Here is a 23,734-nt window from a genome sequence, read left to right on the forward strand (position 1 = left end):
TGCGCGGGGTTCTCGGGGCCCCACGCCCCGCCCCCGCCGGGGGGGGCCGGCCGGTGACGGCCGGCCCGACCGATGACGGGTCCGGAGCGGGAGTGCCCGGTCAGCGCCCCTGCACCACCGGCCTTGCGTGGGCGAAGCCCCTGTGGTGCCAGACCAGGCCCCCCGCCGGGCGGCCCAGGCAGTCGGACGCGGCCACCCGCCCCACCAGGATCGTGTGGTCCCCCATCTCGATCGCGTCGTGCCGTGCGCAGGTCAGCCGCAGTGCACTGTCGGCCAGTTGGGGCGCGTGGCGCGAGGTCGGGCCCGATGCCAGCCGGACGTTCCCGAACCGCTGGTCGGTGGGGCCCGCGAACTTCCTCGCCAGCTCCTCGTTCTCCGGGCCGAGCAGATGGATGGTGAAGGCGTCCGCCGCGGTGAGCACGTCATGGGTGCGCGAGCCCCGGTCCAGACAGACCAGGAGCAGCGGGGGGTCCAGCGACAGCGAGGACACCGCGCTCGCCGTCAGCCCCCGGGGGCTTCCCGTCTTGTCGTAGCACGTCACCACCGTGACGGGGGCGGCGAGCGACGCCATGGCGGCCCGGAACTCGTCGGCGGAGATGTCACCGGACATCGCCACGCGCGGTGCTCCCGGGTCCGGGGCGGCGGTGGCGTCCGGCAGCCCGCGTTCCGGGGCGGCGGCCGTCGCCGCATCCGGCGCGGACTGGGCCAGCAGGACCGTGGCGCTCATCGGACAGCCCCTTCCAGTTCCCGTACCGGCGAGGCCGGGGACTGCGCCCCGGGGAGATCCGCGGCCGGAAGGACCGGTCCGGGCAGCCACCGGCCGAGGGGTTCGCCCACGGTTCCGCGGTCCAGGTCCCAGGCCACCCGGCCGCCCTTCACCACTGTGGTGAACCGGCCGGTGAACGTCCATCCCTCATAGGCCGACCAGCCGCACAGCGACTCCACGTGCCCCGCGGACAGCTGCCACCGCGCGGTCGGGTCGAGGAGCGCGAGATCGGCGTCCGCGCCCGCCGCCAACCGGCCCTTGCCGGTCAGCCCGAACAGGTCCGCCGGCCCCGTCCCCATCAACCGCGCGAGGTGGGCCGCCGCGGTGTCGGGCTCGACGCCCCGGGCGAGCAGGCCCGTCCACACGGAGACGGCGAGTTCCTGGACGCCCGGCAGCCCGGGGGGCGCCTCGGCCGGAGGGCGGTTCTTCTCCTCGACGGTGTGCGGAGCGTGATCGCTGCCGATGGTGGAGGCCTCGCCACCGAGCACCGCCTGCCAGAGCCGCTCGCGGTCGCGCGGGGCACGGATCGCCGGGGAGAGCCGGGTACGGGGACCGCGCCGGGCCGTGTCGTGGTCGGTGAACGACAGGTGGTGCCCGGTGACCTCGAAGCTGATCGGCAGTCCCTCGGCAGCCGCGGCGACCAGCAGGTCGGTCTCCTCGGCCGACGACACATGGAGTATGTGCACCTTGGTGCCGTGGGTACGCACCAGATGGACCACCTTGGCGACGGCGACGATCGCCCCGGAGCGCGGTCGGTGGGGCTCGTAGGCGCCGTACGACTCGGGGTCGCCGCTGCGGGAGTCGAGCAGGTCGAAGACGTGCTGGTCCTCGGCGTGCAGCACGAGGCGGACGCCGCCGCGCGAGGCGGCTGCGAAGGCCGCCTCCAGCTGGTGCGCCTCGCGGAAGACGACGGGCGCGGTGTGGTGCCCGGCCATGAAGGCCTTCGCGGAGGTCGCGACGGCCGGGTCCAGGTCGGCGAGCACCTCGGGGTGGTCGGGATCCGCCCCCAGGTGGAAGCGGTGGTCCACGTGGGAGCGGCCCGCGATCAGGGCCGCCTTCGCCCGGAGCGATGCCGCGTCGAGCGACGGCGGACGGGTGTTGGGCATATCCATGACGGTTGTGACCCCGCCGGAGAGGGCCGCCCGGCTGCCGGTCTCCCAGGTCTCCTTGTGCTCCAGACCGGGAGTGCGGAAGTGCACGTGGGAATCGATGAGGCCCGGCAGGACGTACCGGCCCCGGGCAGCCAGGCGCGGCCCGGCGGGGAGCGGGTCGCCGGGGGCGACGAGGGCCGCGATCCGGCCGTCGCGGACGACGACGCCGCCCTCGACGACGCCCTCGGGGGTGACGAGACGGCCTCCCTCCACCACCAGGTCCGCCGCTGCGGCGGACACCCGGGGGGAGAACGGAGACGTACGGGAGGAGGAGGCGGTTTTCAACGGTTCCACGGCAGACTCACCAGTTCCTTGCAGAGGTCGTTGGTCGGTCCCATCAGGGCGACGGCACGGGCGTCGCGCCCGAACCGGTTGATCGGGTGCGTCTCGACGTATCCGGCCGAGCCGAGGAACCGGGCGACGTCCGCCACCACCTGCTCGGCCGCCGCGGAGGCGGCCAGCTTGGAGTGAAGCGTGGTCAGCCCCGGGTCGGCCGAGGTGCGCCGGCCGGCCCGTTCCACCACCGCGCGGGCGGACTCGACCTGGGTGGCCAGGTCCACCAGGCGGTGCCGGACCGCCTGGTGGGCGTAGAGTCCGCGCCGCTCGGCGTGGCCGTGTGCCGCGTCGAGCGCGGCCTGGGCGATGCCCACGGCGACCGCGCCGAGCGAGGCGCCGCTGTCGCGGACCCGGGCGATGATGGAAGCTGCGACGCCCGGCGCGCCGAGCCGTGCGGAGTCCGGGACGTGGCACTCCCGCACGGACACGAAGCCGGTGGCGGAACCGCGCATCCCGGCCAGCCGCATCGACGTGTCGGGCAGCAGACCGGGATGGCTCCCGGGGACCAGGAAGAAGGTCTGCCCGGCGGCACCGTATCCGGTGTCCTGCGAGGCGGCGGCCGGTGCGGGGGACTCGTCCCGCGACTGCGCCAGGACGAGGTACACGTCCGCGAGCCCCGCACTGGTGGTGAAGGACTTCGCCCCGTCGAGGATCCACCCCCCGTCGGGGGTGCGACGGGCCCGGGTCGCGAGGTTCTTCTTGTCCGCACCGGCCCCGCTCTCCGACCACGCGGAAGCGGCCAGCCACTGGCCACCGGCCAGCTTGGGCAGCAGCTCGCGGTGCTGGGCGGGGGTGCCGTTCTCGACGATCCGGCTGGTGACGGCGCAGTGCTGGAAGAGCATGATCGCGGCGGACGCGTTCACCGAAGCGACTTGTTCGACACAGGTGTTGAGCGCCGCCGCATCGGCACCGGCCCCGCCGTGGGACTCGGGGACGACGAGCGCGAGCAGTCCGCTCCCGCGGAGCACGGCGACGGCCTCACGGTCCGGCTCCCCGCTGAGGTCGGCCGCCTCGGCACAGGCCGCCAGACGGCTCAGCACCTCGGACGAGGGGACCGGGGGAACGGTCCGGGCGGTGCCGGCGCGACCGCCCCGGCGGACGTCGGCCGCCGCGAACGGAGCCACGGCGTGAGTGTCGGTCAGCACCCGCGCGGAGGTGCTCCCGCGCACGGTGGTCAGGCTGTCAACGGAACCCACGGGGTCTCCTCGGATACGCGGTCGGACGGGGGGAGTACGGAGGGCCGGGGGGCGACGAAACCGTTCTGCGGGGCCGCGGGCCGGGGACGCGGCAGCAGCCCCCGGTACTCGACCTGCTTCTCGGCGACGGACACCCAGGCGAGCCTGCGTTCCCCGTCGGAGCCGTGCGTCGAGTGGGCGGCCACCCGTACGCAGCCGCCGGGAGTGCGTACCGGCAGAAGCGCGTCGGGGTCCTGCGCCGCCCGCCCCGCCAGGGACCGGGGCACGGTGCCCGCGATGCCGGCGGCGGCACCCAGGCAGATCGCGCCGGTGAGCGCGACGGTGGGGTGCCAGGACGGTACGGACACGGCCCGTACGAACAGCCCTCCGCCCTCCTGCGGCAGCAGGGCCGCGATCTTCGGGAAGGCACCGAAGGTGTCCCATCCCAGCGATTCGCAGACCGCGATCCGCAACCGGGTCATGGCGTCGAACAAACGGGGATCGTCCGCGAAGAGCTGCCCGGGAGTGCTCGCCCCGAGGTACGAGGCGTCGACGAAGGCGTACGGATTGCCCATCGACACCAGCGAGACGGGCACGATCCGGCCCTCGAAGGGGACGGGGGTCACCGGGTCGCCCGTCATGAGGAGCTCCGGCAGCCTCAGCGGCGGCGAGCACAGGAAGTGGGCGGTGAACCGGGTGCCGCCGTCGGAGGTCTCCTCGGTCTCGCAGACCACGTTGTCGCCGTTGTTGAGCACGTTGACTCGGACCCGGCAGCCCGGTACCAGCGGTTGGATCATGCCGGTGCGGGCGGCCGCCTCGACGGCGGCCAGGATCGAGTGACCGCAGGAACCGCGCAGGTCGAAGCTGTCGTGACTCTGCGGAAGGGACTGCACGAACCGGTAGTCGAGGTCGAACAACGGGTGGCGGGAAGGGCGCACGATGGCGTTCTTGAGCACGTCGCCGGCGCCCTGCCCGGACATCTCTGCCCGCAGGTCGGCCAGCGCGCCCAGCAGTTGGGGTTCGGATTCGGGGAAGTCACGGCCGTCCAGGACGGCGGTGGGACAGGGCGCGCCGTGCGCTCGGGCGAGGGAGACGCTCATCCGGTGGCCACCGCCAGTTCACGCGTGCGCGGAGTCGTTCCGGCGGACCCGCCGAAGAACTCACTGCGCCACATCTGGTGCGACATCAGTGCCCAGAGGGCCAGGGACGCGTTGTCGGACGGCCGGGCGGCCTGCTCGGCGAAGAGGGCGTCGACGGCCTCGTACCGCAGCCGTCCGTCGGAGCGCAACGCCTGCGGGGACAGGACGTCGCGGGCCATCGCCCACAGCCGCTGGCCGGGGGCCAGCATCGCTGTGATCGGCAGGGTGAACGGCTGCTTGGGCCGGTTCAGCACACTGTCGGGCAACAGCCCCTCGGCGGCCCGGTACAGCGCGCGCTTGACGCCGACCCCGGGAACGACCCGGTGCCGGTCGGGCAGGGTCGCCGCGTAGCGCACCACACTCGGCTGACAGAACGGAAGCCGGGCCTCCACCGAACTCGCCATCGACAGATGGTCGACCCGGCGCAGGTGGTACGCGGGAAGCCGGTAGCGCTGCTCGATCCGGGAGATGCGCTGGAGCCGGCTGCCGGTGCCGTGCGCGAGCATGTCGATGAGGCCCGGCGGCATGGACGACGAGCCGGAGGAGAGGACGCGGTCGGCGTACTCGGCGGTGTACAGCTTCTCGCGCAGGGCACGGGGGACGGCGGCCAGGTGGTCCAGGTAGGCGCCGGCCCAGTCCGTCCCCCCGGGCGCGGCGAGCGCCTGCGTCATGCGGGCGTATCCGCCGAAGAGTTCGTCGGCGGCGTCCCCGGTCAGGGCGACCTTGAACCCGGCGTCGCGGACCGCCCGGAAGAGCGAGAAGGTGCTGAGGGTGATCGGATCGGCGTTGGGCTGGCCGAGGTGCCGTACGACGTCGCCCATCAGGTCGGGGAAGGTGGCCGGGTCGATCTCCACCTGGTGGTGCACCGTGCCGGTGTGCCGGGAGACCTCCGCGGCGAAGGCGCGCTCGTCCCCGGGCCAGTCGCCGGTGTAGGCGATGTTGAAGGTGTGCAGTGCCCCGGACGCCCCGCGGTCGTACAGGGAGCGCGCGGCGAGCGCCGTGACCAGGCTGGAGTCGAGCCCGCCGGAGGTGATGGCGGCGACCGGCGCGTCGGCGACGAGCAGCCGGGAGACCTCGCGGGCCAGCAGCTCGCGCAGCTCCTCGCCCACCTGGGCGAGGCTGCGCTCCTCGGCGACCGGCGGGGCGGACTCGTATCCCATCCGCCGAGTGGTGAGACGCAGGCCCTCCTCCCGGGTCACGACGGCGGTGGCGGCCGGGGGCAGGACCTCGATGCCCTGGAACATGGTCCGCCGGCCGAAGGGGGTCTTCGCCGACAGGTAGGTGTGCAGGCCCAGTTCGTCCTCGTAGGGACGCACGGCGGTGAAGCCGAGGAGGGCGGGCAGTTCCGAGGCGAAGTGGAAGCGGCCGCTGCGCTCCTCCCAGTGGTAGTAGAGCGGCTTCATCCCGGAGGCGTCGGTGGCGATCACGAGACGCGGGGCGCGCCGCAGGTCCATGACGGCGACGGAGAACATGCCGTCGAGCCGCTCGGCGAACCGCTCGCCGTACGTGAGGTACAGCGCCGGCAGGATCGATCCGTCGCACCGGTCCTCGAAGTGGAAGCCCTGCCTGATGAGTTCGGTGCGCAACCGGTCGTGGTTGTAGAGCTCGCCGTTGAAGACGACGGTGATGTCACCGAGGCGGTAGGGCTGGGCACCGCCCTCGGGGTCCATGATCGACAGCCGGTTGTTGCCGAGGGCCCAGCCCGATTGCTGGGTGAAGGACTGGGCGTCGGGCCCGCCGTGGTGCTGGAGGGCGGCGACGTCGCGCATTTCCTGGGCGGTGGTACGGGCATGGAAGGATCCATGGATACGGCACATGGCTCAGATCACCTGACGTCGGAGGAGAGGCCGGCTGCGGAGTAGAGCGCCGGGTCGTACGGGCTGGGACCGCCGCAGGTCACGAAGCGCCGGGCGTCGGGACCGGTGTGCGGGTTGCGCGCCCCGTGCAGGACACCGGGCGCCGCGTACAGGACGTCCCCGGCGGCGACGTCGATCCAGCGGTCGCGCAGGTACAGCTGGCCGATGCCTTCGAAGGCGATGAACGCCTCGTCGCTGTCGGGGTGCAGATGCACGTTGAAGGTCTGGCCCGGCTGCTGGATGCCGCAGTGCAGGCAGAGCTGGCTGCTGCCGTTGCCGGGCCAGAAGACGAAGTTCATGGTGGCGCGGTCGGCGTCGGGGGCCATCTGTCCGGTGCCGCCGAAGCCGCGCAGCTGGGTGGTCTCGTCCCAGAGGGTGGAGAAGGGCTCGGGGTCCGTGCCGGGCCGGCGGCCCGCCGCGAGCGGCGTGCGCCAGATGTAGACGGTCAGCCCTTCGGCCTCGGCCGTGAGGCTCAGGACCTGCCCTGTGGGCGCGTACACGGCGTGGGCCCGTTCGACCCGGTGGCTGCGGGAGCCGACCGTCGCGGTGCCGCGGCCGTCGAAGACGACCGCGGTGTTCTCCTCCCCGGCGCTCCCGTCCGGGCTGAAGGACTCGCCCGCCGCGATGCGCACGACGTGCAGGGTGACGTGCGTGGCGCCCGCGGCGGGGCTCACCGGAGTGGCGAGTGTGGTGCGTCGGCCGGGCAGCGGGGCGAAGACGAACTCGGTGGCCGTGATGATCCGGGCGTCCCCGAGGGGGGACGCGGCGAGGGTTCCCGACGTGGATGTGCGCGTCATGCGAAGGGCTCCTTGGAGATGGGGAGGAGACGAGGGGAGAGCGGGGAAGGAGCGGGTGAGGTGGCCCCGTCCTCGTCCTGTGACCTCAGATTCGCCCCGGCCGGTCCCGCCGTACTCCCGCTTCGCTACCCTGGCGAAGGAGACGACCGGGAACCGTCCCGTACCAAAAGGTCCTTCGTGCGGAACTCAACAGCATTGCGACAAAGGGGCGTTGAGGAAACGGGCACAACGGAGCGGGGCCGGCGCGGACTCCCGGAAAGGGTGTCCGCGCCGGCCCCGGCTCGGTGTGGTGCGCTGTGCTGTGCTTCGTTACGGGCATGCCTTTTCCGGTACGGCGGCGGGCACGACCGGCGGCGGTACCGCTTTCGCCCGCCGGGACGGGGCGGAGACGCGCCCCTCCGCAACGGCGAGCGCGGCGATCACGACGACGCCACCCACCGGCACGTTCCAGGTCAGCGGCTCGCCCAGGGCCAGCACCCCGACGACGACGGAGAACACCGGCACGAGATAGTTCACGCCGGACGCCGTGGTCGGACCGGCGTCCGCGATCAGCCGGTTGAGCAGGGCGAACGCGATACCGGTGGAGGCGGCACCGAGGACCAGCAGGGCGAGCAGGGGCTTGGCGGTGAGGTCGCCGTGCAGCGTCCAGCCGGTCATGAACGTGGTGACGACCACGGTGATGACGGCCGCCGTGCCCAGCTGGGCTGCGGTCACGGAGAGCGCCGGCAGCTTGTGGGGACCGATGAAGCGGCGGATGTAGACGAAGCTGACGGCATAGCTCGCCGCGGCGCCGACGCAGGCGAGTTGTCCGCCGAGCGTGCCGAAACCGTCGGTGTTCCACGGTCCGACGACCACGATCAGTCCGATGAACCCGCCCACCAGGCCGGCCACCTTGCGGGTCGTCGGCTTCTCCTCGGAGAGCGCGAGAGCGGCGACGCCCAGGGTGATGAGGGGGGTCGCGCCCTGGATCACCCCGGCCGTGGTCGCGGTGGTGTGCTGCTCACCGACGGCGAAGAGGGTGAAGGGGGCGACGTTGCCGAAGACGGAGGCGACGGCGATGTGACCCCAGAGCTTTCGGGGCGGGAAGGTAAGCCGCTTCAGGGCGAGGATGCCGAGGACGACCAGGGCGCCGACGATCAGCCGGCCCGAGGCGAGCTGGAGGGGCGCGAAGGCCTCCAGGGACATCTTGATGAAGGCGAAGCTGCAGCCCCACAGGGCGGCCAGCAGGCCGAAGCGGCCCCAGTTGACGAGGTTCATGCTGTGTTTCTCCTCGGAGGGACGGGGCGGGGCGAACGGCGCCCCGTCGGTCAGTGATGGTGGAGCGGGGCCGGGTGCGGGTGGGTGTGGCCCGGACTGTGGTGGTGCGGGTGGGTGTCGCCCGGGTCGTGGTGGTGCGCGGGTCCGCTCCCGTGCGCGTGCGGGTGGTCGTGATCCGTGTCGGGGGCGTCCACCTCGAACTGGTCGTACTTCTCCATCAGGGCGACCATCTCCTCGCGGGACGGGCGGTTGCCGTCGGCGAGAAGTTCGGCCAGACCCTCGAAGTACCCCTCGCGGTGTTCGGCCGGAGTGAAGATGATCAGCATCTCGGCGAGCGCGTCGCTCTCGTTGCGGAAGCCGTGCACGGCGTTCTCCGGCACGTGCAGGAAGTCACCCGCCCTGGCAGTGCGCCAGCCGGTGCCGTCGTGCAGGCGCACTTCGCCCGTCAGCACGTAGAAGGACTCGGAGATCCGCGAGTGGTAGTGCGGGGCGGCGCCGCCGGCACCCGGCAGCATGGAATGGTGGAAGAGCCCGAATCGCCCGTCGGTGGTCTCCGCCAGAGCGATGAAACGCGTCGTCGTGGCGACTCCGATTTCCGCCTTCACCGCGTCCGCGTACGCCCGGAACATCGCGTGACTCATGCTCAGGCCTCCCACATGCTCAGGTACCGCTCCCCCGTGTCGGGCAACAGCGTCACCACGACACCGCCGGTGAACTCGGGCCTGCGGGCGACGATTTCACTGGCACGGGCGGCCGCGCCGGACGAGACACCGGTGAACAACCCCTGGCTGGTGGCGAGTCGACGGGCGGTGAGCAGGGCGTCCTCGTCGGAGACCGTCAGCACCTCGTCGATGAGCGAGACGTCGGTCGTGTCGGCGACGAAACCGCCGTTGAGGCCCGGGATGCGGTGCTGGCCCGCGTACCCCCGGGACAGAATCGGAGACTTCTCCGGCTCGACGGCTATCACCCGCACGTCCGGGTCCTGCTCCTTGAGGTGACGGGCGACGCCGGTGAGGGTGCCCCCGGTGCCGACCCCGCAGACGAAGGCCGCGATACGGCAGCCGGTGGCCGCTACCGCGGAATGGATCTCGGGGCCCGTGGTCTCGTAGTGCGCCAGGACGTTGTCCTGGTTCTCGTGCTGGCACGGAAACCAGGAACCCGGGGTCGCCGCGTGCAGCCGTTCCGCCTCGGCGATCGCCCCCGGGTAACCCAGCGCGCTCGGCGTCTGGACGATCTCCGCACCGAAGGCGCGCAGCAGCTTGACCCGCTCGGTCGTGGCGTTGTCCGGGAGCACGATGACACAGCGGTAGCCGCGCGAGGCGGCGAACGCGGCCAGCGAGATGCCGGTGTTCCCGGAGGTGGCCTCGATGACGGTGCCGCCGGGCCGCAGCGCGCCGCGCTCCTCCGCGGCGCGCAGCATGTAGAGAGCGGCGCGGTCCTTGCTGGACGACATCGGGTTGGCGGACTCCAGCTTCGCCAGCACTCGCGCACCGGGCGCCAGGTCGCGCAGACGCAGTTCCAGCAACGGGGTGGAGCCGACGAGGTCCTCGATGCGCGAGGCGACGGCCGGGCGGGCGGGGGCGATGGGGGCCGAGGGGGCCTGTGCGGTGATCGGCACGGTTCTCATCTCTCGCAATCGGGGGAGTCGGTCGGCACGGAGTTCGGACGGGTCACCAGGAACCCGCGGAGGCGATGACGGTGAAGACGTCCTCCATCAGCTCCGGTCGGCGACCGGGCTCCTTGATGACGGCGGTGGGCGCGAGCACCCGGGCACCGCGGGGGACGTCCTTGTTGACGAGGGCCTGCGCGCCGATGACCGCACGGTCGCCGACGGTCACCGGGCCGAGGACGGTGGCGTTGGCGCCGAGGACGACGCCGCTGCCGACAACGGGGTGGCGACGGTCGCCCTCGGGCCGCTCGTTGTCGCTCCACCAGCCGACCGCGCCGAGGGTGACCTGGTGGTACATGGTCACGTCGTCGCCGACGACGGCGGTCTCACCGATCACCACGCCGGCACCGTGGTCGATGAAGACCCGACGGCCCAGGACCGCGCCGGGATGGATCTCCACGGCCGTCACGCGGCGCGCCCACCGGGCCAGCAGCCGGGCCGGGATCCGCAGACCGCGGCCGTGCATGCGGTGAGCGACCCGGTGAGCCCACAGCGCGGTGAGCGCCGGGTGGAGGACGGCTTCCTTCTTGCTCCGTACGGACGGGTCCCGGGCCACGACGACGCCGAGATCCTCGCGGAGGGCGGACAGGAGGCGGGGTGCGGCGGAAGCGGGGGTGGCACCCGTCGTCCCGGAGCCCGTGGTGCGGGCGGGGGAGGAGGCGGGGCCGGAGGACGGATTCGGCTCCGGTTTCGTCGGACTGAGCAGGCTCATCGTGGCTCCAGTGGCGGGGCGGGCCTTTTGACTGGAACAGAGCGTGCCGGGTCGCCTTCCCGCCGGAGTCCCGGCCCGTTCCCGTCCGCCGGGACCGCCGAGGCCCTCGACGGAACCGAGAGGGAACGTGGCGGGAAACATACGGGAACGGCTGCTCCCACACTCGCCTGTGCCCCACCCGGTCGGTTGCACGTCGGCCCACCGGTCGGCCGCACCCCGTCGAGTAGTCCCACTGCGAACAGAGGAGCTTCCCGTGCCTGTGATTTCCGTTGACTGGTGGAAGGGCAACGACCGTGCCCGGCGTCAGGAACTGGTCGGTGAGCTGACCGCCTGCGTGTCCCGGATAGCGGGATGCCCCGAAGAGGCCGTCACCGTCATCGTGCGGGATGTGGACCCCGGCCACTGGGGGAAGGGCGGCCTGCTCGCCGACGCGCCCCCCACCGCCGATGCCACCGGCCTGACCGCCCCGCAGGACACCGGGGGACAGCAGCCGTGACGGCACCCGCCGGATCCCGTTCCTCCGATCCGCGGTCTCTCCTCCTCGTCTGTCCGACGCCCCGGCTGGTGACTGCGGCGACAGAGGCCGGATTCCACGTCGTCACGGTCGCCGACACGGCCGGTTTCACGGACGACCAGCTGCGCGACCACCTGGTGGAGACCGTCCGCACCCACCGGGTGGGCACGCTGATCGCCTGCGGAGACGCGAGTACCCTGCCCGCCGTACTGGAGACGGCCGAACACCTCGGCGTGTCCCCGAACCCGGCCACCGCGGCCCGGCTGCTCGCCGACGCGTCACAGATCAAGGGCCTGATGACGCGCAGTGGTCCCCAGTGGGAGGCACTGACGCTGTGCACCGGGCCGGGGGACGGGCCACCGCCGTACGACATCGAGTACGGCGTGGAGACGCTGACGGCGGAGGGGATGCACCGGGTCACCGGCATCGTCGAACTGCGCTTCACGACGCGGGGAACGCCCTGCGCCGGTTCCGGGCCCGAAGCGGGCACCGGGGACGACGCCCTCGGCACGGTGCGCGGGGACACCCCCCTCCACACCTTCCCCGCGCCCATCACCAGCCAGGAGGAAGCGGAGATCCGAGCCCTGGCCACGGGCCTCCTGGACCTGGTCGGGTACGAGTTCGGGTACGCCTTCACCCGCATCGCCCGCACCGACCAGGGACCGCGCGTCATCGAATCACTTCCACGACAGGCCGGCTGGCCCACCTCCCGGCTGATCGAACTGACCACGGGACTCGTGCCGGAACGGGAACTCGTACGCGCCCTGTCGGGCAGCCCCTTGGACGCGCCGGCGACGGTCGGCTGCGCCGCCGCCGTCCCGCTGCCCGATCCGTCCGACGTGCCGGACCGGATCACGACACTCGCGGACGTGCGGGAGGTGCGGGACGGGCACGTCCTGCTCACCGCCCTCACCCCTGCCGAACTGGCCGTCCGAACAGCGGCCGTCCTCGACCGCCCGGCCTGACCCGGCCTCCTACCGCCCGGCGAAGGGCCCGCCGAACGGGCGCCTTCCGAGGATCGTCGGGCGCACCACGGGGTCGTGCCGGTCAGGCCACGAGGAGTCCACGCAGGCGCCCGGCCGGGGTTTCCCGGCCGGGCGTTGTGCGTGGAGGGCCGTGATGTCCGGCGGCGACGGCGTCGAAACGTTCGCGCGCGTGGGCGGCGACCCCTGGAACCCGAGCGATTCGGCAGGCCCTTTTCCCCTCTGCCCGCGACCGGGCGTTCCCGGCCACGGGCCTTCCCGCGCCCGACGGCGAGGGTTTCCCGCTGCGTTCCCTGTTGCGGGCGGAAGCGGGTAACCGAAGCGGAACGACCCGGGAGCGGGGCACGCCAATGTCATTCCTGTCAGCAGGAAAGTCCAGGCAGGACCACTCCAGAAGGCGGGAACTCAGATGCGGAACTCGGTGCTCACGATGGCGGGAATCCTCACGGTGGCCGTTCTCACGATCGGCGGCGCCGCTGCCGCCTCGGCGAACTCCACGAGCGGCACCGGACTCGATTCCGCGGTCGCCGCGCACCTGGTCCTCAAGGGCACCGGCGCCGAGGCCCTCGGCACGGAAACGGGCGAGGGTCCGAACACCCCGCCTGCAGAGCCGAACTCCGGCGAGGGTCCGAATGTGGGTCCCGTGTCCGATGGTGAGGGTCCGAACGTGGGCCCCGTGTCCAGTGGTGAGGGTCCGAACGTGGTTGCCCCGTCCAGTGGTGAGGGTCCGAACACCCCGCCTGCAGAGCCGAACTCCGGCGAGGGTCCGAATGTGGGCCCCGCATCCGATGGCGAGGGCCCGAACGTGGTTGCCCCGTCCAGTGGTGAGGGTCCGAATGTGGGCCCCGCGTCCGATGGTGAGGGCCCCAACTTCGCTGCCTGAGGCCTCAGGCCTGAGGCCTGATGCCTGCCGCCGCACGGGGTACCCCTGCTGGAAGGCCGGTGCCCCGCTCCCCGACGAGGGGAAGCGCGGCACCGGCCTTCCCGGCGTCGGTGATGCGGGTGCCGGGAACCGGCCTCGCGGTACTCGGCCGCCGCTCGGGCAGGGAACCTCGTCAGGCCGTTCGGGCCGCAGGAATCCCCATGGCCTCGAACGCCTTGTCCGCCGTCTCCCGGTGGACCCGGGCCGAACCGTGGTCGCCGAGGTGCTCCAGGGCGTGAGCCATACCGGCCAGCGCGTGTGCCTCCTCCACCCGGTAGCCGACGCCGGAGGCCGCGTCATGGGCGTGCTGGTGAAGGTCGAGGGCGAGGGAGTACCGGCCGTTGCGGGCGTGCAACCGGCCGACGATGTTGCCGACGGCGGCCTCACGCATCGGTGCGCCGCTCAGATCTCCCAGCCGCAGCGCCGACTCCGCCCACTCGGTGGCCGGCCTGCTCTCGCCGAGCCGGTCGGCAGCCTCGGCGGACAGGGCGAGCAGCAAGGACATGTCGGCGGGCGACATGACGTCCACGGCCAGCTTGCGGGCACGGCCCAGCAGATCGGCGGCCGTCTCGACCTCGCCCAGGCCGAGCCTGGCGACCGCCAACTCCGTGAGCCCTTCGACCTCCTTGTCGATGGAACCGATGCTGCGGCAGAGCATGACGGCACGGGTGGCGGCCTCCACCGCCTCCGGAAAGCGCCTCCACTCGGCGTACAGATTGCTCAGGTTGGTCAAGGACTCGGCCTCGGCACGCTCCGCCCCGAGCTCCCGCTTGATCGAGATGGACTGCTGCAGCCTGGGAAGCGCTTCGTGGTACCGCCCCAACGCGCTGAGCAGAAGGCCCAGGACGCCGGTGTCCTTGGCCTCGCCGCGCCGGTCGGCGAGACCGACGGCCAGCCTGAACGCCTCCTCCGCCATCTCGATCCCCTCCTCGAAGCGCCCGAGCTTCCAGCAGGCCACGGAGAGGTTGGACAGACTCAACCGCAACAGGGCCGGGTCGCCCAGCCGACGGGAGGCGGTGATCGCGGTACGGCTCAACTCCCGGAACTCCTCCAGGCGTCCACGCAGGTCGAGAGGGAAGACAACGTTGGCGGCGAGCAGCCCCACATGGCTGTCCAGTTCCCAGCGGTACGCCAGCGAGACGGCGGCCATCAGCGAGTCCTGCTCCCGCTCCAGCCATTCCCGGGCCTGGTCCGGGGTGCTGAGCGGAGGGAGCTCGGCGGCCGACCGGAGCTCGGGTCGGCTTATCCGGGCACGTCCGGGGAAAAGCATGTCACAGGCGGCGTCCGTCGCGGCCAGAGCGAAGTCCAGGAGCCGACGTACGGCGCGCGCGGCCTCCTCGTCACCCACGCCCGCGTTCGCGCCGCCGGGTTCGGGCAGGGGGCGTGCGCTGCCGCGCGAGAGGTTCTGGGCGAAGCTGCGGACCAGGTCGTGGAAGGCGTAGCGACCGGTCTCGTGCTGCTGGAGCAGGTGCATGTCCAGGAGGTACTCCAGGACCCCCTCCGCCTCCCGCGCGCTCTTGTCGAGCAGGGCGCCGGCCGCGTACACGTCGATCTCGGTCCCAGGATGCTGGCCCAGCATCCTGAACGCCTCCCGGGTCTCGGCCGCCAGGCCCTCGTACGAGAGCCGCAAGGTCACTTCGACGCTGCGCTCGCCCGAGTTGAGCTCGGCCAGCCGGTGGGCGTCGTCGCGGAGCCTGTCGACGAGGTAGCGGACGGTCCAGCGGGGACGCTTGCGCAGCCGGGCGGCGGCGATGCGCAGGGCGAGCGGGAGATGGCCGCAGAGCTCTGCCAGTTGCGCGACGGCCTCCGGCTCGGCGCGGGCGCGGGTGCGGCCGAGGACGCCCTCGACGAGCGCGACACTGTCGCCGGGCGGCATGACACCGAGGGAGACGGTGTGCGCGGCGTCGAGGTCCACGAGAAGGGCACGGCTGGTGACCAGGACGAGGGTCTCGGTGGGGGAGGTGAGGAGCGGTCTCACCTGGGACTCGTCCAGGGCGTTGTCGAGCAGCAGAATCATGCGATGGGCGCTCATGGTGCGCCGCCACAGGGCGATGCGGCCCTCCGCGTCGTCCGGGATGCGGTCGCCCGGCACGCCGAGCGCCCGCAGCAGTGCCTCGGCGGCAGCGCCCGCGCTGAGCGGCTGCCCGCTGGGCGTGAACCCGCGCAGGTCGATGTGGAGCTGAGCGTCGGGGTAGCTGTCGGCGAGCTGATGAGCGGCGCGTACGGCGAGCGACGTCTTGCCGCTGCCGCCCATGCCGTCGATGGCGATGATCAGGGGCCCCGTGCCGGGTGCTTCCGCCACGAACCCGAGCAGTTCGCGGACCTCCTCCTCACGGCCGGTGAAGTCGCGCAGGTCGTAGGGGAGAGTGGAAGGCTTGCCCTCCGGGGTGAACGGAGCGGCGGCGGTCTGCGGCGGGGCGGCGAGCTCGGGGCTGTTGCGCAGTATGGCGTTGTGCAGCTCGGTGAGCGAGTCGCCGGGGCCGATGCCGAGTTCGTCGATCAGGAACTCGCGGACCTTGGCGAACTCTTCCAGGGCTTCCGCCTGACGGCCGGATCGGAAGAGGGCGAGCATCAGCTGGCCGCGCAGAGTTTCGCGCAGCGGGTGCGCATCGATGAATTCCCTTAATTCACCGATCAGTTCACCATTCTCTCCCGATCCGAGCCGCAAATCGAAGAGCTGCTCGACGGCCGTCAGGCGCCGTTCCTCCAGAGCCGCGGAGGCGGCGGCGAGCACCGAGCCGCCGCTGCCCGACAACAGCGGACCCCGCCACAACTCCAGCGCCTCGCGCAGCGCCGTGGCGGCGAGCGCGTTCTGTCCGGCAGCAGTGGCCTCCCTGGCCTGTTTCAGTCCCCTCGTGAACCTGCTGTGGTCCACCTGGTCGGGTACGGTGAGCGCCCGGTAACCCGGCCCCTCGGTGACGATCAGATTGCGCCCGTCGGGGATGCGCTGACGCAACTCCGCCACCGCCTTGCGTACCTGGTGGGCGGCGGTGGCGGGGGCATTCTCGTCCCAGACGGCTTCCACCAAGCGGGAGACGGGAAGCACGCGCTGGGGTTCCAGCAGGAGAGTGACCAGCACCTTTTCGTGCACGGGGCCACCCACTCGAACGCGCTCCGCCCCGTCCCAGCATTCGAACGAGCCCAGAATCCGGAACTGTACTCTCAGCTCCCCTGTGTCCTCGCCCATGAAACGTTTCCCTCCAGCGGGCCCCGGAGCAGCCCCTGCTGCCACCCCACGAATGCCGACGCTCCCAGTCCTGCCGACCCGAGTGGGTCATCACATCAGGGTGTCGAGGTGGGCGGCAAGACGGCACTCCACTGCGTGGCCTCAAGTGATTGTTTTTCAGCGGAATTGATTTGCCGTCAACATTTGCCGTTGTCGATTGACCATGCGCTCGGGACGGACGATCTCGGCGACCGGCCGACGATCCACACCGGTGGGCGTCCGCTCTGTTCGACGAGGGTGACCGCGCCCGGTCACGAGGCCCTTGGACGTCGTTTCTCATGGCGTACTCACGGAGTCGAAGCGATGCGTGACAGGAGGGGCTCGTGCCCGTGTCGGCGCTCCGTGCACCGTTCCCGTCCAGCAGGCGTCGGCTTCCTCGACCGGGTGAAGGAGCTGGGACGGCGCTGAACCGGCCGCGTCCAAGGGTTGCGGGACAACCCTTGGGCGACGGAATGCCGGGCCGGTATGCCGGATGACGCCCTACAGTCGTTGTGTGACCACTGGATTGGGGGGTGCTTCGGATGAACGAGGAGCAGGAGTCCGCCTCTGACGACTTATCAGCTTCGGTAAGCGCGCCGGGCGGTGGCGCGGCCGCGGGTGGGCACATCGAGATCCATGCCGAAGGCCGTAACTCGATTGCCGCGCAGCGGATCGGCGAGGTCCACCAGCACGTGCACCCTCCTGCCCGGCAGCCGGTGCCGTGGCCGCTGATGGTGGGGAAGATCCCGCCGCGAGCGGGGGCCTTTCAGGACCGGGCCGAGCGCTCCCGGCTGCAGGACGCGGCCACCGACGGCGGGACCGTGGTGCTGTGCCAGGTGCTGACGGGCATGGGCGGGGTCGGCAAGACACAGCTCGCCGCCGACTACGCCGAGCAGGCATGGAACGGCGGCAGCGGCGTTGATCTGCTGGTGTGGGTCAGCGCGACCAGGCGCGACGCGATCGTGGCGGCTTTCGCGCAAGCCGGAGCGCAGGTGTGCGGGGCGGACCTGGCCGATCCTCAGCAGGCTGCAAGCGAGTTCCTCGCGTGGCTGCGTGCGGGACGGCCCACGTGGTTGGTCGTCCTCGACGACGTCGCCGACCCGAACGACCTCACCGGACTGTGGCCGCCCGCCGTGGCGCACGGCCGGACACTGGTGACCACACGGCGCCGCGACGCGGCCCTCCTTCGAGGGGGCAGACGGCTCGTCGAGGTCGGAATGTTCACGCCCGACGAAGCCGTCGCCTACCTGTCAGCTGTACTGGCCGCCGATGGACGGACCGAATCTGAAGGCGAACTCGCTGCACTGGCAGTCGACTTGGGACATCTGCCGCTGGCCCTGTCGCAGGCGGCGGCGTACATCGCGGACGCCGGTATCCGCGTGAGCGCGTACCGGGAGCGGTTGGCGCGGCAGGTACGCACACTCGAAGACCTCAGCCCGGACGCCCTGCCCGACGACCAGCTCGACACCATGGCCGCCGCCTGGAGCCTGTCGGTGGAGTACGCCGACCGGCTCCGCCCCGCCGGGCTCGCCCGCCCCATGCTGGAACTGACCGCCTTCCTCGCCTCGAACGGAATCCCGGCCGCCGTCCTGACCAGCGCCCCTGCCCTGGCCCACCTGGCCGCGCACACCGGTACGCCGGTATCGGCCGACGACGCGCTGGGCGCGCTGCGGGCGCTGCACCGCCTCAGTCTCCTCACAGCACCGTCGGCCGACGAGGCCGACCAGGACGTGCGCGTCCATCAGATCGTCCAGCGCTCCACCCGTGACACCCTCACCTCCGAGCGGTACGAGCAGACCGCCTACGCCGCAGCCGAAGCGCTGCTGGCGGCCTGGCCGGCCGTCGAACGCGACACCGCCCTCGCTCAGGCCCTGCGCACCTGCACCACTGCGCTGATCTCCTGCACCGAGCAGACCGGCTGTCTCTTCCGGCCCGACGTCAGCACGGTGCTCGACCGGATCGGCAGAAGCCTGGGCGAGTCCGGCCAGATCGGCGCCGCGATCACCCATTACCAATGGTTTGCCGCGGCAGCCGACCGTCACCTCGGCCATGCCCACCGGAGCACGCTCCGGGTCCGCTATCAGCTTGCCTTCTGGCGTGGGCATTCAGGGGACCCGGCCGGTGCCGCCGAAGCCTTCGCCGAGCTGCTGAACGATTACGTTCGAGTGTTCGGCCCCGACGACCCCGACACTCTCGCCACTCTCCACAACCTCGCGAGTCAGCGGGGCTGGGCCGGGGATCCGGCCGGCGCCGCCGAAACCCTCGCCATCCTGCTGGACAACCGACTGCGGGTACTCGGCCCCGACGACCCCATCACCCTCGCCACCCGCCACAGCCTCGCCTTCTGGCGGGGAGAAGCGGGTGATCCGGTAGGCGCCGCCGAGGCCTTCGCCGCGCTGGTGAACGACCGCCGACGGGTACTCGGCCCCAACCACCGAGAGACCCTGATCGCCCGAAACAACCTCGCCAACTGGCTGGGGTACGCGGGTGATCCGGCCAGGGCCGCCGAAGCGTACGCCGCGCTGCTGGAGCACCAGCTACTGGTACTCGGCCCCGACCACCCCGACACCTTCTTCACCCGCCACAACCTTGCCTTCTGGCGTGGACATTCAGGTGATCCGGCCGGTGCCGCCGAAGCCTTCGCCGAGCTGCTGGAGCACCAGCTACGTGTCCTGGACCCCGACCACCCCAACATCCTCATCACCCGGAACAACCTCGCCGGCTGGCGGAATCGGGCCGCCGGGAGCGAGCCGTAGACCTTTCCCCAGATGGCGCCTGCGGGTCCGTGTTCCGGGCGGGAACGCGGACCGCGGGCACGACCCTTGGATGACGGTCGGGTTGGTTTCCACGGTGCAGCCCGTCCCGATCACCACGAGCGTCTCCACCGGCACGGTCTCCAGGATCCTGCCGAAGACGGCGGCCGAGTCGGTGCAGTACAGCTGGGTCGAGCCCTTCCCCGGTTCGTTGGAGCGGAGCACGACCGGTCCGCGATTCGGGTAGGGCCGGGCCTCGGAGTACGGGTCGGTGCGCTCTTCCTGCTCGCAGCCCAGGCCGAGAGCGCCGGGATCGTTCAGCCCCGGCACAGCGATTGGGTTCCCTGAGAACGGACACCGTACGCGTGGCCCAGCGGGTCAGGTCGGCGAGGAAGGACTCGACTGTCGGCCACGGGGGCAGCTCGATACCGGAGCCGCTGTGTGCGTCGGGCCCTTGGACATGGACCAACCGGCCGGACACGTGGACGACGTTGCCGGTGCGGAACGCCTCGGCGGTCGAGTTCCATCCTGCCTTCCCCGGGCAGCCGACCACCGCGGAGCCTGCCGGACGGCCCTCCTTGGCCGAGGCACTGCAGAGCGAGCTCGACACGATCGAGGCAGAGGGGCATGAGAACTCGTGACACGATCTTGTCGAGGGTTCCTGGTCGGGGGTGACCGATGTGACGATGCGGCTGTTCGTGATGCCGTTACGCTGGGACGATGATGATCAGGGGGGATGGGTGGGCGGTGGCTCGTCGCCGCGCTGACCGCTTCTGCGGTACTCACGTCAGGGCGCGCGGCCCCGACCGACGCCGACGAGCTGCCCGGCGTCTACCGCAGTGACGAGACCGGCGGCGAGATCCTGCTCGATCCCGACGGGACGTTCTCTGCCACTGACATCTCGGCAGACGAAGCCAAGGGGAGCGGAGGTACCGACCCCCTCGACCTCCATGGCCGATGGGAGTTTGTTGCCGGCGACAAGGCCTCCGACTTCGTCTACCTGGAGACCGAGGAGGGCGGCCTCGGCAAGATCGGCGACATCCAACTCCACGTGAACTCCAGGGTGGCACTCGGCGGCAAAGAGATCCTCCCGAGAGGCCCGTTGGTGGTGCAGGTCCAGCCCGACCCCGATGGGCCACCGTCCCTGGTGCTCACCAAGGCGGCTGCCCCGTAGATCCCGCGCGCCGAGTCCGGTGCGTGGTGGTACCACACCCGACGGCGGCGGCCGGGCCGGGAGCGGCAGGTCCGGTGACGACCAGTGGGTTCCTGAATTCGCGAGGTCTCCTCCGGCTTTGAACTGCATCGTGAGAGCCTGGGACAATCATGGCCAAGTCCAGTCGAGTTCGCCGACCGCGTTGAGTTCGGCGAGCAGGATGCGGTGCAACTGCGCGAAGACTCCGGCCTTCTGTCAGCGGTCCAAACGTTGCCGGCACGTCTGCCCGGAGCCGAACCCCAGCTCCTGCGGCCGGAGTTGCCAGGCATTGCGGGACAGCCCTCAGCGGCCGAGGGCCCCTCGTACGGTCAGGCCGTGGTACTTCCGCAGCCGGTACAGTTCCCAGCACGACAACACCGTCACCGACACCGGAGCGCCGAGCAGGAACACGATCCGGGCAAGGACGGGAACCTCGGCATTCTCGTTGTTGATCGTGTCGAGGGCGGCCATCACCCACACCAGCAAGGTGGCGAGGATCGGCGGCAGCACCTCGTGGATGTCGGCGGTGCGGAACACGTGCATGAGGCAGAGCGCGATCCCGTACAGGGCGAAGCCCAGCGACCACGCGCAGAGGGTGATGAGGACGACCCTGCCGGGGGTCCCGATGGCGTCACGGAACCCGGCGGTCGCCGGGTCGGGCGCGACGGCGAGGGGGAACGTGGCCATGGACCCCATCAGAGCCACCACTGCCCCGAAGGACTTCAGGGACCGACGCAGGTAGAGCCCGCGCAGCGCACCCTGCGCGGCGAACGCGAAAAGGGCGATCACGAACGGGAAGGCACACACGAGGACGAGTGTGCTGATCCAGCTCTGGTTGAACTTGTCGTCCGCGACGGTCCCGACGCCCTTGGCGGTGTCGACCGGCTTGTACGACATGACCAGCGCCAGCCAGGCGGCGATGCCGAGCCCGGTCCGCCACATCTGGATCTTGCGCACCGTCGGGTCCTCGACGGCGTCCGGGCGCGAGGGGCGAAAGGCCCGCTGGGCGGCGTAGAACGGGTTGTAGACGCACTTGAGGATCCGCTGCCTGCGGGTCAGCGGCGGCCGGGGCGGGCGCGGGAACGGCGGCTGCGGGCCACCGCCGTGCGGCTGTGGCGGGTACGGGCCCCAGCCCTGCGGATGCCCCGGGTACCCCTGCGGCGGAACGGGCGCGGGCTGCGGCGGGTAGGGCCCGCCGCCGGGACCGCCGGGGTACGGGTAGGGGCCGCTGGGGTACGGGTGGGGTCCGGCCCCGGGGTAGGGCTGATGGCCGGGACCCGGGCCCGGCTGTCCACCGGCGCCGGGTCCGGGACCGCCCGCAGGCCCCCAGTAACCATTGCCGTTCGTACTCATGCCGTGTACCCCCGCTGTTTCGGTCTGTGCCGCGCGCGGCGCGACTCGAACCGCCCGCTCAGTGTGGGGCGTGATCCTACCCATTGCCGAGGCCGAGAAGTGTATGTTCCGGGACCGGGCCGGGCAGCCCCGGGCGGGCTCTGCGATCCCGGAGCACCTGGCGGCCCTGCCGGCCGGGTCGCTCCTTGCGCCCGAGCGCAGGACCGGGCCGCCGCCCGGTCCCTCCGCCGTCGCCTCCGGCGCCCCGCGGGCCAACCGGACGCCGGGGCGGCGACGAGCACGTCCGGCCCCTGTCGTGCCGCTGCCGAAAGCACGTCGCGCAATGCGGTCCAGCCGGACCACGAAGAGGGCCGGACGTCCCCCGTCCGGGCCGGACCGGCCCTCGCCGCCGGTACGTTCCGGTGCGACCGTGAGAACAGGCGCTCTCCCCGGCAGGCGAGCGGAAGGCGGTGGAGACGATGAAGCTTCCCCTGGTCTCGGGCGTGGACGGATCGGAGAACAGCCTGAGGGCGGTCGACTGGGCCGCCGATGAGGCAGCCCTCCACGGGCTGCCGCTGCGACTGGTGTACGCGTTCGGGTGGGAGCATTACGAGGGCGCCGCACTCGCACTCGGCCTGGGCCGGCCCTCCGATCGGGCGCTCGCCGACCGCATCGTCGAAACCGCCGCCGAGCGGGTCCGGCGCCGTCGTCCGGACGTCGACGTCTCTGCCGAGGCGAAGCCCGAGGACGCGGTGATCGCCCTGCTGCACGAGGGCCGCAACGCCGAGGCGCTGATCACCGGGGATCGGGGCCGTGGTGGGCTCGCCGGACTTCTGCTCGGCTCGGTCGGTCTGGCCGTCGCCGCGCGGGCCCCGTGCCCCGTCATCGTCGTGCGCGGTGACAGGGCCGGGATCGAAGGCATGCACGGGCGGATCCTCGTGGGCGTCGGGGACCCGGAGGGGGGACCGGCGGCGGTGCGGTTCGCCTTCCGTGAGGCCGGGGCGAGGGGCTGCGAACTGGACGCCGTACGGGCCTGGCGCTGTCCCTCGCACAATCGTGCCGACCCCCGGCGCACTGCCAGTGAGCACCTGTACCACAAGGAACGTGCGGCGACCCTGATCGACGAAGCGATGGCGGAGGTCGTACGCGAAGCCCCGACGGTCCGGCTGCGCTCGGCGGCGGTGGAGGGAACGGCCGCGAAGGTACTGGTGCAGCGTTCGGCCGCCGCGGACCTGATCGTCGTAGGAGCGCATCGCCGCCAGGGCCGCCTCGGACTTCAACTCGGCCGAGTCGCCCACACCCTGCTCCACCACGCCGACTGTCCGGTGGCCGTCGTACCTCTCACGGCCTGATCGAGTGAGCCCCTCGCCTCACGCCCTGAGGCGTGACGCGTGGTCGGGGACGTACGTCTGAAGGTTTCTCGGCGGCCGTTGGTACCCGGTGGCCGGAGGCCGCCGGGGCAGCTCGATCACCGGCGGAGCGACCGCCTCGTACGGCACGGTCGACAGGAGGTGGGCGATCATGTTCAGCCGGGCCCTGCGCTTGTCGTCGCTCTCGACGACGTACCACGGGGCCTCCGAGATGTCGGTGTGGACGAACATCTCGTCCTTCGCCCGCGAATAGGCCTCCCAGCGGGTGATCGACTCCAGGTCCATCGGCGAGAGTTTCCACCGGCGGGTGGGGTCCCGCAGCCGGCGCCGGAACCGCTCCTCCTGCACCGCGTCACTGACCGAGAACCAGTACTTGCGCAGCAGGATGCCGTCCTCCACCAGCATGCGCTCGAAGATCGGGCACTGGCGAAGGAAACGCTGGTGCTCCTCCATGGTGCAGAATCCCATGACGCGCTCGACGCCGGCGCGGTTGTACCAGCTCCGGTCGAACAGGACCACTTCCCCCGGGGCCGGAAGGTGCTCGACGTAGCGCTGGAAATACCACTGGCCGCGCTCGCGCTCGGTGGGCCGCGGGAGCGCGACGA

19 protein-coding genes are annotated in these 23,734 nt (G+C 71.7%); 6 read left to right on the forward strand and 13 right to left on the reverse strand.

The window, feature by feature from the left end; all coding sequences use genetic code 11:
* Positions 1-100: 100 nt before the first annotated feature.
* The 10 genes from ACWCXX_RS36420 to epsC all read right to left on the reverse strand — a co-directional run bounded on the left by ACWCXX_RS36420 (position 101) and on the right by epsC (position 10,858).
* Entirely contained in the window at positions 101-727 is a 627-nt protein-coding gene (locus tag ACWCXX_RS36420; protein ID WP_451134897.1) for a flavin reductase family protein, read from the reverse strand.
* Positions 724-2,211, reverse strand: coding sequence for a dihydroorotase (locus ACWCXX_RS36425; RefSeq protein ID WP_451134899.1), 1,488 nt, complete (start codon positions 2,209-2,211; stop codon positions 724-726). The genes ACWCXX_RS36420 and ACWCXX_RS36425 overlap by 4 nt, the downstream gene beginning before the upstream one ends.
* Positions 2,199-3,449, reverse strand: coding sequence for an acyl-CoA dehydrogenase family protein (locus ACWCXX_RS36430; protein WP_451134901.1), 1,251 nt, complete (start codon positions 3,447-3,449; stop codon positions 2,199-2,201). Before ACWCXX_RS36430 ends, ACWCXX_RS36425 begins: the two co-directional genes overlap by 13 nt.
* On the reverse strand, positions 3,428-4,528 hold the full coding sequence (locus tag ACWCXX_RS36435) for a PrpF domain-containing protein (RefSeq protein WP_451134903.1): 1,101 nt from the start codon (positions 4,526-4,528) through the stop codon (positions 3,428-3,430). The genes ACWCXX_RS36430 and ACWCXX_RS36435 overlap by 22 nt, the downstream gene beginning before the upstream one ends.
* The gene (asnB, locus tag ACWCXX_RS36440) at positions 4,525-6,384 is read right to left on the reverse strand and encodes an asparagine synthase (glutamine-hydrolyzing) (RefSeq protein WP_451134905.1); all 1,860 of its coding nucleotides are present in this window, start codon (positions 6,382-6,384) and stop codon (positions 4,525-4,527) included. Before asnB ends, ACWCXX_RS36435 begins: the two co-directional genes overlap by 4 nt.
* A gap of 8 nt (positions 6,385-6,392) precedes the next feature.
* On the reverse strand, positions 6,393-7,220 hold the full coding sequence (locus ACWCXX_RS36445; RefSeq protein WP_451134907.1) for a cupin domain-containing protein: 828 nt from the start codon (positions 7,218-7,220) through the stop codon (positions 6,393-6,395).
* A 309-nt stretch (positions 7,221-7,529) separates the two neighbouring features.
* Positions 7,530-8,477 (reverse strand): DMT family transporter, encoded by a 948-nt coding sequence (locus ACWCXX_RS36450; protein WP_451134909.1) that lies wholly within the window; start codon positions 8,475-8,477, stop codon positions 7,530-7,532.
* A gap of 50 nt (positions 8,478-8,527) precedes the next feature.
* On the reverse strand, positions 8,528-9,118 hold the full coding sequence (locus ACWCXX_RS36455; protein ID WP_451134911.1) for a cupin domain-containing protein: 591 nt from the start codon (positions 9,116-9,118) through the stop codon (positions 8,528-8,530).
* Positions 9,119-9,120: 2 nt separating this feature from the next.
* Positions 9,121-10,104: a PLP-dependent cysteine synthase family protein gene (locus ACWCXX_RS36460; protein ID WP_451134913.1), complete on the reverse strand. Its 984-nt coding sequence runs from the start codon at positions 10,102-10,104 to the stop codon at positions 9,121-9,123.
* A gap of 43 nt (positions 10,105-10,147) precedes the next feature.
* The gene (gene epsC / locus ACWCXX_RS36465; RefSeq protein WP_451134915.1) at positions 10,148-10,858 is read right to left on the reverse strand and encodes a serine O-acetyltransferase EpsC; all 711 of its coding nucleotides are present in this window, start codon (positions 10,856-10,858) and stop codon (positions 10,148-10,150) included.
* Positions 10,859-11,111: 253 nt separating this feature from the next.
* Here epsC and ACWCXX_RS36470 point away from each other — a divergent pair, with 253 nt between their 5' ends.
* On the forward strand, positions 11,112-11,354 hold the full coding sequence (locus ACWCXX_RS36470) for a tautomerase family protein (protein WP_451134917.1): 243 nt from the start codon (positions 11,112-11,114) through the stop codon (positions 11,352-11,354).
* Between the two features lie 68 nt (positions 11,355-11,422).
* The gene (locus tag ACWCXX_RS36475; RefSeq protein ID WP_451134919.1) at positions 11,423-12,337 is read left to right on the forward strand and encodes a hypothetical protein; all 915 of its coding nucleotides are present in this window, start codon (positions 11,423-11,425) and stop codon (positions 12,335-12,337) included.
* Positions 12,338-13,410: 1,073 nt separating this feature from the next.
* Here the strand turns inward: ACWCXX_RS36475 and ACWCXX_RS36480 are convergent.
* Complete coding sequence (locus tag ACWCXX_RS36480; protein WP_451134921.1) at positions 13,411-16,368, reverse strand: BTAD domain-containing putative transcriptional regulator; 2,958 nt, start codon at positions 16,366-16,368, stop codon at positions 13,411-13,413.
* 656 nt (positions 16,369-17,024) lie between these two features.
* Here ACWCXX_RS36480 and ACWCXX_RS36485 point away from each other — a divergent pair.
* The 3 genes from ACWCXX_RS36485 (at position 17,025) to ACWCXX_RS36495 (ending at position 20,409) form a co-directional block, all read left to right on the forward strand.
* Positions 17,025-19,238, forward strand: coding sequence for a tetratricopeptide repeat protein (locus ACWCXX_RS36485; protein WP_451134923.1), 2,214 nt, complete (start codon positions 17,025-17,027; stop codon positions 19,236-19,238).
* Positions 19,239-19,308: 70 nt separating this feature from the next.
* Positions 19,309-19,482 (forward strand): hypothetical protein, encoded by a 174-nt coding sequence (locus tag ACWCXX_RS36490; RefSeq protein WP_451134925.1) that lies wholly within the window; start codon positions 19,309-19,311, stop codon positions 19,480-19,482.
* Positions 19,483-19,971: 489 nt separating this feature from the next.
* Positions 19,972-20,409, forward strand: coding sequence for a hypothetical protein (locus ACWCXX_RS36495; RefSeq protein ID WP_451134927.1), 438 nt, complete (start codon positions 19,972-19,974; stop codon positions 20,407-20,409).
* Between the two features lie 321 nt (positions 20,410-20,730).
* Here ACWCXX_RS36495 and ACWCXX_RS36500 read toward each other — a convergent pair whose 3' ends face one another.
* Positions 20,731-21,780, reverse strand: a complete 1,050-nt coding sequence (locus ACWCXX_RS36500; protein WP_451134929.1) for a hypothetical protein — start codon at positions 21,778-21,780, stop codon at positions 20,731-20,733.
* Positions 21,781-22,238: 458 nt separating this feature from the next.
* Here ACWCXX_RS36500 and ACWCXX_RS36505 point away from each other — a divergent pair, with 458 nt between their 5' ends.
* Positions 22,239-23,111, forward strand: a complete 873-nt coding sequence (locus ACWCXX_RS36505; RefSeq protein WP_451134931.1) for a universal stress protein — start codon at positions 22,239-22,241, stop codon at positions 23,109-23,111.
* A gap of 18 nt (positions 23,112-23,129) precedes the next feature.
* Here ACWCXX_RS36505 and ACWCXX_RS36510 read toward each other — a convergent pair.
* Positions 23,130-23,734 (reverse strand): polyphosphate kinase 2 (locus tag ACWCXX_RS36510; RefSeq protein WP_451134933.1); only part of this gene is annotated, 605 nt, incomplete at its 5' end.

The organism is Streptomyces sp. NPDC001732 (genome assembly GCF_053596315.1).